The sequence below is a fragment of the Antarctobacter sp. genome (assembly GCF_965277915.1).
Classification (GTDB): Bacteria; Pseudomonadota; Alphaproteobacteria; order Rhodobacterales; family Rhodobacteraceae; genus Antarctobacter.
This window is the reverse complement of record NZ_OZ255849.1, coordinates 2,984,158-2,993,641: the sequence shown is the minus strand read 5'-3', so window position 1 is coordinate 2,993,641 and position 9,484 is coordinate 2,984,158. Positions and strand designations below refer to the sequence as shown.

The window sequence follows — 9,484 nt, the reverse complement described above, 5'->3', positions numbered from 1 at the left end:
AAAAGTCCTGTTCTGACCTTCGGTCAGGCGGGCATCGGCGCCGCAAGGGGCAGGCTGCGATAGCTCTCGGCCCCGACCTGGGCCAGTCCGACCGGGCCGCCCATGATCCGCCGGTCCTCGTCTGCCAGCGCGTCCAGCGAGGCGGCGAAGGCCTCTCGCAAGGGCGCCGGATCCGTGCCGGGTGCCGCAATCAGGGCCAGACCGGGTGTCGGCGCGCTGCGGTCGATGACCTCCAGTGACGCCGCGACATCGGGCGCAACCTGTTCCAGGATACGCCAGCTGACCGCGTCGATGTAGGCGACATCGGCCCGGCCTTCGGCCACCGCGGTGGCAGAGGCACGGTGCGCCCCGGTTTCGAGGTATCCTGCAAAGTTATGGCCGCGGGTGCTGCCCCACCCTGACTGGCTGTCAGCGGAATTGTAGGCAAGCCGTAGTTCCGAACGAGCGCGGGCATCGTCGGGCCGGGTGACGACGACCGAATGATACCAGCCGGGGGGCGTGTCCGGCAGGGCAAAGTCGATCGAGGCGACATAAGTGACCCGTTCGGCGAAGGTGGTCGCAAAAGGCAGGCCGCAGACATGGGACAGGACCAGGTCAGGGGCGCCCCAGTGCGCGTACCAGTCGGCAGGCAGATCCTCGGGTGGAGTGATCGGGGGCAATTGGGGCAGGCGCGCACGCATGTCATCCCAGAATCGTGACCAGGCGGTGGCGTTTTCGGGCCACCAGTACATCGGAAGGCTGGCAATCATTACTTCTTCTCGACCCGTTGCCGTGCCAGGGCGCTGTCACGGTCGTTGATCCCCAGGAGATTGGACACAAGCCTGAGCAGCGCGTCTTCCTCGGCCTCGCGCACGCCATCGGCCAGCACCACCTGCCAGAGCGCCTCGATCACTGCGATACGGTCCTCGTAGGGGACGGCATCCTTGATCGCGCGGGTAAAGCGCACGGTGTCCGGCGCCTCGGATTCCAGCCCCTCGCCCTCGGAGCGCAGACGCGCAGCCTCGAAGGGCGAAAGGCCGTAACGGGTGGCGATGATCCGGTCGATACGGTCCCTTTCGCTGTCATCGAAGGTGCCGTCGGACCGGGCGACGCGGACCAGCAGCGCGGTGAGCGCGAGCCGTGCGTCCTCGTCGGGAAGTGGGGTGGGATCGGTCGCCGTCAGGCGCTTGAGGAAATCTGCGAACATGGTCGGGGATATAAGCCCGGTTTCGGGCGGGCACAATTCCTCAGGGGATCACGGCCGCACTGCGCGCCGCCTCGTTGTCATGTGGTGCGACGCCAAGCGCCTCTTCGACCAGGTTCACCAGCGCGGCCTCGCGGGCGTCGGTGATTCCGTCCGCCCAGGCCACCTGCCATAACGCCTGCACGGTTTCGACGCGGTGGGCATAGTCCACGTTTTCGCGGATCAGCGCCGTCATCCTCGCGTCGTCCTTGATCTCGCGGGCCAGCCTTTCGCAGGTGGCGCGCATCTTTGCGGCTTCCACCGGGTTCAGTCCGAACGCCGTCGACAGGGTCCGGTCGATCTGGCTGATTTCCTCGAAGAGATAGGTGTCGTCCGCCCGCGCGACGCGCACCAGCAGCGTGCCAAGCGCCAGCTTGGCATCCGGTTCCGGCAGCGGTGCTGGCTGGCGCGGACCGTGGTGGAAAAAGGCTTTCAACCGCTCGAACATGGCCGGCCTCCTGATGGTTCGGCAATGGCGTAGCATGACGCCAGAGGTCGCGTCACCTGCCCGTTGAGCCGGTCTTGGCGAATTGGGACGAGAGTGGTTTCAGTGCCGCGTCCAGCCCCCACGGCGGGTTCACGACAAAAAGGCCGGAGCCGATCATGCGGTGTCCGTCCCGGGCGGGTGGAAAGCGGACTTCGTGGCGCAGGGCCGCGGGGAACTCGTCCTCGAGCTGGCGCAGCATGGGCACATGTGTCCCGTCCCGCAGCAGTGGATACCAGAGCACCAGGATGCCCACGTTCCATTTCCGCGCGAGGGCCTGCATGGTCCGGGGGACGCTGGCGTAATCGGCTTTCACCTCCCAGCTTGGGTCGATCAGCATCAGACCGCGCCGCGGGGTCGGCGGGCAGAGGCTTTGCGCCATCTCGTAGCCGTCCTGCCTGTAGACGCGCGTGTTCGGCGCCCGCACAGCACTGGACAATGCCTCGTGCTCTTGGGGATGCAGTTCGGCCAGGTGCAGCCGATCGTCTTCGCGCAACAGGCTTTGTGCGATCAGCGGAGAGCCGGGATAGGCAGAGGGCCCCCTTTCGTCCCGCACCGTTTTCAGTGCCCGGGCATAGGGATGATCCGCGCCAAACCAGTTTTTGGCGCGGGCGATCCCCTGCGCGGCCTCGCCTGTCTTGACCGCTTCGGCCCCTTCAAGGTCGTAGAGCCCGCGCCCGGCGTGCGTCTCGATGTAGCTCAACGGTTTCGGCTTGTGGATCAGGTAGTCCAGCATCCACGCCAGCGCCGCGTGCTTGTGCACGTCGGCAAGGTTCCCGGCATGATAGGCATGTTGATAGGACAGCATGCGAGCGGCCTAAGAGTTTGCGGCGGGGCTGGCAAGGGCCATTGGGGCTGGCCGCTTGCGCATCACCTGCAACCCGGTATCACATAGGGGGTGATGACCCCGAGGGTCCTGATGAGGCGGAGTGAATGGCACAGAGCGGCGCGCAGGGTGTGGTCGACCGCGAGGCGCGGGAAAAGGAGCTGCTGGAATACCTGCGCGTCTATGTCATGATCTGGCAAAAGATCGATTTCATCTGGGGCATGTTCCTGACCTCCTACATCCCGATTTTCGGATTCCTGCATTTCTACCAGGGCGAGATGGGGGGCAGTTTCGCCGGGATGTTCGTGCTGGCCGTCGCCTTTTTCACCTATGTAAATGGGCAGGCCCTGCGGCAGCACTATGACATCGCCATCACCATGAGCCGTGAGTTCCGGCGTCTGAACCGGTCCTTTCCGGACATCAACGGGGCGCTGATCCGAACTGCGCAGGACAACCGTCCTCGCCTGGTCTGGGTCACGCATGGGGCGGCCTTTGCCGGGATGCTCTACATGATGGCGGGGCGGATCGGGACGGGGTTCTGCGCTGCGGGCACGGCAGAGAGCGGCTGGGACTGTATCCTCACGCTGGTTTTCGGCTGAGGCGACGTTCACCCAGAAACCAGAGTTCCAAAAGCGCGAGGTAGGGCAGGTAGAAGGCCCAGACCATCGCGCGGTCGAAGGGGCCATAAAAGTCGTCCACCCCGATGCCGCCCGTCGCGGCGAACCACAGCCCGTAGTGCAGGCGATAGAGGTAGGAGCCCACCGCCAGCACCATCAGCCGCAACGCCCAGCGGCGGTGTCGGGTCACGTCCTTGTCGATGGCATAATAGACGGTGTTGGCCGCGGCGAGGATTATCAGCACGCCATAAAGCGCGAACCAGCCTGACATCCAGGCGCCGCCGATGGTGCCCTGCAGCGCGATATAGAGCAGGCCCGCGAGGCCGGTGAACACGGCGGTCGTAGCCAGCGTATAGCCCGAGAGCCGATGCAAACGCGGCGCCCGGTGGCGGATCATGGGCAGGATCTGTAGCGGCACGGTGGCGGTGATGATCGCGCCGCTGATCATGTGGGCGTAGATCGCAAGGTTCGAGAGAAGTGCGCCGGGATGAAACAGCCGCCCCAGCGCCTCGGGCGCGCCTTGCAGCGCCAGCACCGGCCGGGTGAGCGCGTGCCAGGCAAAGGGCAGCACCATCAGGGCCAGAAGGATCAGCAGGACAGAGGGCAGGGCGCGGCGGATCATCGCGAAAGGGTAGGGCGGATTGGGTGGGGCGGGAAGGGGGCGCGAAGCTCCGGGGCGGCGCTTTGGTTGGTCTTGTGGATGACTGTGATGCTACTTCGCCTGTGTCCCGAAAAAGTGAATACGTTCAAGTGTCGCAGCGCTACCCCGCGGGTCGGCGCTTGCGCTGCTTGGGTGGCCGGAACCAACAAGTGAATTTTCACCCGAACTAAGGTTTAATTTTGAAAACGTTTCTTTATTTTGGAAGCCAGCCGGTCTAGTTCTGGATAAACAGTGTCTTCGTGAATGCCTACGGCGGACAGTGACTGTAAAATTTCTTTCTTCTTTGATGGAGTGATATCTATGACAGATCTCTCTATGTCTTTGGCGGTCTTTTCTGAAAAATCCTCCAGCAACCCAAACATCAAAAAGGCGCCGGCTTGCGCGCTAATCCGAGCATTATTTTTCTTTGGAATAACTGCTTGGATCGATAGGATGTCAATTGGATCAATTCTGTTCTCGAAATAGGGCTTTTCTTCTTTAATAAACTGGGCTAACCTTTTTGATGAGGGGTATGTATTCCAGTGATCTATGAAATCTCGATACTTGTCAGGGTTGGTTTTCCTTCGGGTGTTGAGGGCTGCGGGCCCTCTCTTTTTCCCATAAGTTTTTGTAAGTCCTGATGTAATGTTTTTTCTAAGCTCTTGCCGTTCATTCTCGGTCAGCAGAGCCAAGTTCGCTTTGCAGCTGACGGCGTCGCTAGGAAAGAATTTTACTTGGCTTCTTGGAATTTCATAAACAATTACCTGCCCTCTGTCGTCCGAGCAATTTTCACAGGCGAAATAAAGTGCCATCAATGGATTTGACGTTACGTCTAGTAAGCGCGTGGGGATTCCGTAGTGCTGCGCTCTTACTAATTTGTCAAAGGTCAAGCTATCGCTGTCAAACTCTCTGGGGCTTTCCGAGATCAGGTCGAGAAGCATGTCGCGTTCATGGCCCTTCAGTCCAGCATGCCTGAATACAGAAGGTTTAGAAAGGAATTTGTGGCTTGAGTGGCCACGAAAGAATAGATCGCCTGATTTTTCTTCACGAAGCTTTTCGAGTTTCCGAATGTAGCCCGTAAGTGAGGTTATTCCTTTAGGCATCTTCCCACCCCCATCAAACCAACCTCGACACCTCTTTCGCCGCCCGCACAAAATCCCTGAACAGCGGATGCGGGTCAAAGGGTTTCGACTTCAGCTCGGGGTGGAACTGTACGCCGATGAACCAGGGGTGGTCGGGCCATTCCACGATTTCTGGCAGCTTGCCATCCGGGGACATGCCCGAGAAGCACAGACCGCTGGTTTCCAACTGCTCGCGGTACTTGATGTCGACCTCGTAGCGGTGGCGGTGGCGTTCGTCGATGGCCGTCTTGCCATAGACCCCCGCCACCTTCGAGCCTTCGGTCAGCACGGCGTCATAGGCGCCCAGCCGCATCGTGCCGCCCTTGGCATCGTCCGGGCGGCGGTTGACCTTCTCGTTGCCCTGCACCCATTCCTTGAGGTGATAAACCACGGGTTCGAAACGCCTTTCCCCAGCCTCGTGGTCAAATTCCTCGGAGCCCGCCTTGGCGACCCCGGCGACATTGCGCGCGGCCTCGATCACCGCCATCTGCATCCCAAGGCAGATGCCGAGGTAAGGCACCTTGTGCTCGCGGGCGAATTGCGCCGCCTTGATCTTGCCTTCGGTCCCGCGCTCGCCAAAGCCGCCGGGGACGAGGATGGCGTCGAATTTCTCCAGGTGCGGCGCTGGGTCCTCGCGGTCGAAAATCTCGGCATCGACCCATTCGACCCGTACCTTGACCCGGTTCGCCATGCCGCCGTGGGTCAGCGCCTCGGCGATGGATTTATAGGCGTCCTCCAGCTGGACGTATTTGCCGACGATGGCGACGTTGACCTCGCCCTCGGGGTTGTGGATCCGGTCGCTGACATCCTCCCATTTCGACAGGTCGGGCTTGGGCGCCGGGCTGATCTGGAAGGCGTCCAGGACGGCCTGGTCCATCCCCTCGCGGTGATAGGCCAGCGGCGCGTCGTAGATCGACGGCAGGTCCTGCGCGGCGATCACGCTGTCGGGGCGGACGTTGCAGAACAGTGCCAGCTTCTCGCGCTCTTTCTGCGGGATCGGGCCTTCGGACCGGCAGACCAAGATATCGGGCGCAAGGCCGATCGACCGCAGCTCCTTGACGGAGTGCTGGGTCGGCTTGGTCTTCAATTCGCCGCTGGCCTTGATCCAGGGCAGCAGGGTGAGGTGCATGAAGACACATTGGCCGCGCGGCTTGTCCTGGGAAAATTGGCGGATCGCCTCGAAGAAGGGCAGGCCCTCGATGTCGCCGACGGTGCCGCCGATCTCGCAGAGCATGAAATCGACCTCGTCCTCGCCGATGGAGATGAAGTTCTTGATCTCGTCGGTGACGTGGGGAATGACCTGAATGGTCTTGCCGAGGTAGTCGCCGCGGCGCTCCTTCTCCAGCACGTTGGTATAGACGCGGCCCGAGGAGATGGAATCGGTCTTGCGCGCGGGGACGCCGGTAAAGCGTTCGTAATGCCCCAGGTCGAGATCGGTTTCCGCGCCATCGTCGGTGACAAAGACCTCGCCATGTTCAAAGGGCGACATCGTACCGGGATCGACGTTCAGATAGGGGTCCAGCTTGCGCAGGCGGACCGAAAAGCCGCGTGCCTGGAGAAGAGCGCCAAGGGCAGCGGAAGCCAGCCCCTTGCCAAGCGAAGAGACCACACCGCCGGTGATGAAGATGAAGCGCGCCATCTGGGTAACCCCGTGATTTTTGCAGGCAATTGCCTGCGTTCCTGCAAGTTTAGACGCGGCTTGTACCGGATGTGGCACCAGCTGCAACACGGGATTTGACACATAGTGGATTCGCGCGGATTTGTCCAGATGACCGCTAGATGCTGTTGCGCACCATGGGCAATCTGCAAGGGCTTGTAGGCGGTCTGGCGCTGTGTCGCGCTGGTCCCGCCGGTCTGCATTCCCGGGGCGGCAGCGATCTTGCGTTCTGAAATCCGGGTCCTGCGCGGACTGTCAAAGGCCTGTTGGAACAGCGGCAGCCCGACACGCGCGAGACAGGACATGGCGTTGGAGATATCCCTTCCGAGACCTTCAATGGCCAAGCCCAGGCTGAACTCGAACGACGGACTGCTGTGATCGTGCGGAACGAAAAAGGCGGCCAACAAGGCCGCCTTTGCGTCAATACCTTGGGTCGCGTCAGTCCGCGCGCGGAACCAAGGGCGCGTCGCCGTCCTGCGCCGAGGGCGGGGGGACAAGCGCGTTCGGGTCGATTCCATCAAGCCCGGTGGCTGGCGCCGGCGCATCGGCGGCGGGCTCCTGCGTTCCGAGACGGTCGAGGATGGAGCTGCCCGAGGCGTTCTGGGCGGCAATGATCGTCAGCGTGATCGAGGTGATGATAAAGCCGACAGCAAGGATCCAGGTCAGCTTGCCAAGCGCGGTCAGCGGCGCACGCTGGCTCATGGCTCCGCCACCACCGCCGATCCCCAGGCCGCCGCCTTCGCTGCGCTGAAGCAGCACGACGCCGATCAGGCCGAGAGCCAGAAGAAGGTGGACGATGAGGATGACGTTTTCCATGGGGCCTGCGCCTGTTGGGTCGGTTTCGGCTCATGTAGGCGAAGCGTTGCGCCGGTGCAAGCAATGAAACCACAAGCCAGCCGGTGCTGGCCGGTCACTCTGCGGGTTTCGCGGGCGGAACGCCAAGCGACATGCAGGCGGTTGGAGCCTCCGGACTGCCAGCCGTGCAGACCACGCACCAGTCCTCGCCGGGGATGCAGCAGTTCACCACGGTCGTGCTGTTGGTGTGTTTCCACGGTGCGCCGTCCTCGGCCTCGCACTGGGCAATCAGCTCGGCGGCCCGCGCGTCCGTGAGATCGAATGTGACGACGGCAGAGGCCGGTCCGGCGCCAAGTGTCAGGGCAAGCACGAAGGCGGACCCGAGACGGGCTTTGGTCATGAAAAGTGGTTTCCTTGCGATGGGTCAAGACTTTGGCGACCGTCGCACAACAGACGGTGTCTGTCACGCGCGGTCGCGCCCCTGCGGGATGCTTGCGTGGGCGGGTGCATCAGGGCAAGCTCTGTACATGCCCCACGATCACGCCGACGACGCCCCGCCGCATAGTCTCTTGCCGCCTGACCCAGAGCTGCGTGTGAAGGCGCTGGAAACGCTTTTGACACGCAAGGGACTGATCGATCCCGCCGCTCTGGACGAGATCATCGAGACCTATGCCCACAAGGTCGGCCCTAGGAACGGCGCAGCAGTGGTCGCCCGGGCATGGACCGATCCGGATTTCCGCAAGCGTTTGCTGAAAGATGCGACGGCGGCGGTGGCCGAGATGGGGTTCACCGGGCGGCAAGGCGAACATGTGGTCGCGGTAGAGAACACGCCGGAACAGCACAACATGGTCGTCTGCACCCTGTGCAGTTGCTACCCTTGGCCGCTGCTTGGGATCCCGCCGGGCTGGTACAAGTCCGATGCCTACCGGGCAAGGGCGGTGCGCGAGCCGCGCAAGGTGCTTGCCGATTTCGGCGTGACCTTGCCCGAGGGGCAACGGGTGCGCGTCTGGGATTCGACCGCCGAGGTTCGTTACCTGGTGCTGCCGATGCGCCCCGTCGGGACGGAGGGACTGGACGAAAGCACATTGGCGACGCTGGTCAGCCGGGACGCGATGATCGGCACGGCGCTGGCGGAGGCGCCCACATGAGCCGGGTTCATGACATGGGCGGGCGGTTCGGTGACGGTCCGGTGCGGCCGGAGCCCAAGGACGCACCCGTCTTTGCCAGGGACTGGCATGGGCGCGCGCTGGCGGTGACTCTGGCGGCCGGGGCGTTGGGGCAATGGACGCTCGACAGGTCGCGCTTTGCCCGTGAATGCCTTGCCCCTGCCGATTACCTGGCGTTTTCCTACTATGAAAAATGGCTGGCCGGGCTGGCGGACTTGCTGGTGGCCCAAGGTGTGGTCACGCGCGACGAACTGGCGGGAGCCGATCCGGCGCCGTCGCCCTTGGCTGAACGCAGGCTGCGGGCCGAGTCGGTGGCCGGCGCGTTGGCGCGCGGAGGGCCGGTCTTGCGCGACGGTCCCGCGTCGCGCTTTGGGCCTGGCGATCGGGTGCGCACGTGTCGCCCGGCGCGCAATCTGGCCGTGACGGGTGGACATACGCGCCTGCCAGGCTATGCCGCCGGACTGCGCGGTGTGGTCGAACGCGTGCATGGCTGCCATGTCTTTCCCGATACAAACGCACATGGATTGGGCGAACAGCCAGAACCGCTTTACACCGTGGTTTTCGACGCGGCCGATGTCTGGGGGACGGCGGAGGCGCCGGGGGATACGGTCAGTTGCGATCTCTGGGAAAGTTACCTGGAGCTAGAGACATGACCGAGCCGGTCTTTGAGGCGCCCTGGCATGCCCAGGCTTTTGCGCTGGCCGTGTCGCTTGAAGCGGGCGGGGCGTTCACATGGCCGGAATGGACGCAGACCTTTGGCACGGTGCTGGCGCAGCATGGCCTGTCAAAAGAGCTGGACGGCGGCGATGACTATTTCGTCGCCTGGGTTGCGGCGCTGGAGCGGATCTGTACCGAGAAGGGGATCGCCGGGGCCGAGGACCTGCGCGCGCTGCGGGTCGCCTGGGAGGATGCCTACATGGCAACGCCGCACGGAGAGCCCGTGCGGATCGGCTGAG

General features: G+C 63.1%; 13 protein-coding genes. 4 read left to right on the top strand and 9 right to left on the bottom strand.

Features of this window, described 5'->3' with window-relative positions:
* Positions 1-23: 23 nt before the first annotated feature.
* Genes ACQY5B_RS15440 through ACQY5B_RS15425 form a run of 4 tightly spaced genes read right to left on the bottom strand, consistent with a single transcriptional unit; the run spans position 24 to position 2,514 of the window.
* Entirely contained in the window at positions 24-749 is a 726-nt protein-coding gene (locus ACQY5B_RS15440; protein ID WP_420324579.1) for a phosphate/phosphite/phosphonate ABC transporter substrate-binding protein, read from the bottom strand.
* Complete coding sequence (locus tag ACQY5B_RS15435) at positions 749-1,186, bottom strand: tellurite resistance TerB family protein (protein ID WP_420324580.1); 438 nt, start codon at positions 1,184-1,186, stop codon at positions 749-751. Before ACQY5B_RS15435 ends, ACQY5B_RS15440 begins: the two co-directional genes overlap by 1 nt.
* 40 nt (positions 1,187-1,226) lie before the next feature.
* Positions 1,227-1,670 (bottom strand): tellurite resistance TerB family protein, encoded by a 444-nt coding sequence (locus tag ACQY5B_RS15430; RefSeq protein ID WP_305972432.1) that lies wholly within the window; start codon positions 1,668-1,670, stop codon positions 1,227-1,229.
* A 52-nt stretch (positions 1,671-1,722) separates the two neighbouring features.
* Positions 1,723-2,514 (bottom strand): 23S rRNA (adenine(2030)-N(6))-methyltransferase RlmJ, encoded by a 792-nt coding sequence (locus tag ACQY5B_RS15425; protein WP_420324581.1) that lies wholly within the window; start codon positions 2,512-2,514, stop codon positions 1,723-1,725.
* 125 nt (positions 2,515-2,639) lie between these two features.
* Here ACQY5B_RS15425 and ACQY5B_RS15420 point away from each other — a divergent pair, with 125 nt between their 5' ends.
* Complete coding sequence (locus tag ACQY5B_RS15420) at positions 2,640-3,131, top strand: hypothetical protein (protein WP_420324582.1); 492 nt, start codon at positions 2,640-2,642, stop codon at positions 3,129-3,131.
* Here ACQY5B_RS15420 and ACQY5B_RS15415 read toward each other — a convergent pair.
* From ACQY5B_RS15415 to ACQY5B_RS15395, 5 genes are all read right to left on the bottom strand, one after another.
* Positions 3,112-3,771 (bottom strand): DUF2306 domain-containing protein, encoded by a 660-nt coding sequence (locus tag ACQY5B_RS15415; RefSeq protein ID WP_420324583.1) that lies wholly within the window; start codon positions 3,769-3,771, stop codon positions 3,112-3,114. The genes ACQY5B_RS15420 and ACQY5B_RS15415 overlap by 20 nt on opposite strands.
* A gap of 212 nt (positions 3,772-3,983) precedes the next feature.
* On the bottom strand, positions 3,984-4,892 hold the full coding sequence (locus ACQY5B_RS15410; protein ID WP_420324584.1) for an FRG domain-containing protein: 909 nt from the start codon (positions 4,890-4,892) through the stop codon (positions 3,984-3,986).
* Between the two features lie 13 nt (positions 4,893-4,905).
* On the bottom strand, positions 4,906-6,549 hold the full coding sequence (gene pyrG, locus ACQY5B_RS15405; RefSeq protein ID WP_420324585.1) for a CTP synthase: 1,644 nt from the start codon (positions 6,547-6,549) through the stop codon (positions 4,906-4,908).
* Between the two features lie 456 nt (positions 6,550-7,005).
* Positions 7,006-7,383 carry a preprotein translocase subunit SecG gene (gene secG, locus ACQY5B_RS15400; protein WP_420324586.1) on the bottom strand — a complete coding sequence of 126 codons (378 nt, stop codon included), beginning with the start codon at positions 7,381-7,383 and terminating at the stop codon, positions 7,006-7,008.
* A gap of 94 nt (positions 7,384-7,477) precedes the next feature.
* Positions 7,478-7,762, bottom strand: a complete 285-nt coding sequence (locus ACQY5B_RS15395) for a hypothetical protein (protein ID WP_420324587.1) — start codon at positions 7,760-7,762, stop codon at positions 7,478-7,480.
* Positions 7,763-7,889: 127 nt separating this feature from the next.
* Between ACQY5B_RS15395 and nthA the strand changes: the two genes are divergently transcribed.
* Genes nthA through ACQY5B_RS15380 form a run of 3 tightly spaced genes read left to right on the top strand, consistent with a single transcriptional unit; the run spans position 7,890 to position 9,483 of the window.
* Positions 7,890-8,510: a nitrile hydratase subunit alpha gene (gene nthA, locus ACQY5B_RS15390; RefSeq protein WP_420324588.1), complete on the top strand. Its 621-nt coding sequence runs from the start codon at positions 7,890-7,892 to the stop codon at positions 8,508-8,510.
* The gene (gene nthB, locus ACQY5B_RS15385) at positions 8,507-9,181 is read left to right on the top strand and encodes a nitrile hydratase subunit beta (RefSeq protein WP_420324589.1); all 675 of its coding nucleotides are present in this window, start codon (positions 8,507-8,509) and stop codon (positions 9,179-9,181) included. Before nthA ends, nthB begins: the two co-directional genes overlap by 4 nt.
* On the top strand, positions 9,178-9,483 hold the full coding sequence (locus tag ACQY5B_RS15380) for a nitrile hydratase accessory protein (RefSeq protein WP_420324590.1): 306 nt from the start codon (positions 9,178-9,180) through the stop codon (positions 9,481-9,483). Before nthB ends, ACQY5B_RS15380 begins: the two co-directional genes overlap by 4 nt.
* The last annotated feature ends 1 nt before the right edge of the window (position 9,484 follow it).